General features: G+C 58.1%; 1 rRNA gene. It reads right to left on the bottom strand.

The annotated features are described in order from the left end of the window. Positions 1-202: 202 nt before the first annotated feature. Positions 203-319 (bottom strand): 5S ribosomal RNA (gene rrf / locus LOH53_RS00005). Positions 320-420 lie beyond the last annotated feature (101 nt).

Below are 420 nucleotides of genomic sequence, written 5' to 3'. Positions count from 1 at the left end.
GCCTGGTCCTCGTGGACTGCATGCGTAGCGCGCACACGGTTCCCATACTGCGCTATGGGGCTTACTTATGTAAAGTCTCTTTGCGTTACTGCCATCCCATGACGCCCAGAGGGACGTGGTGCCAGCGCCTTTTTGTGGTGGTGTGTTTTAAGTGGGGGAGGCCCCCACACTGGTGTGTGGGGGCCTCTACCCTTGTGGTGTTGTCCGGCGGTGTCCTACTCTCCCACATCCTCACGAATGCAGTACCATCGGCGCTGTGGGTCTTAGCTTCCGGGTTCGGGATGGGACCGGGCGTTTCCCCCACGCTATGACCACCGTAACTCTTCCTCCGCCCATAAACCCCTTGTGTGGTGATCACTGCGGGCAGTGATCATTTGTGTGGGGTGTGGGGGAATTCTGTGTTGGTGTTCTTTGTGGAAC

The sequence above is a fragment of the Arthrobacter cryoconiti genome, assembly GCF_020905375.1.
GTDB lineage: Bacteria > Actinomycetota > Actinomycetes > Actinomycetales > Micrococcaceae > Specibacter > Specibacter cryoconiti.
Note: the sequence above shows the minus strand (reverse complement) of the source record. Positions and strands in the feature narration are given on the sequence as shown.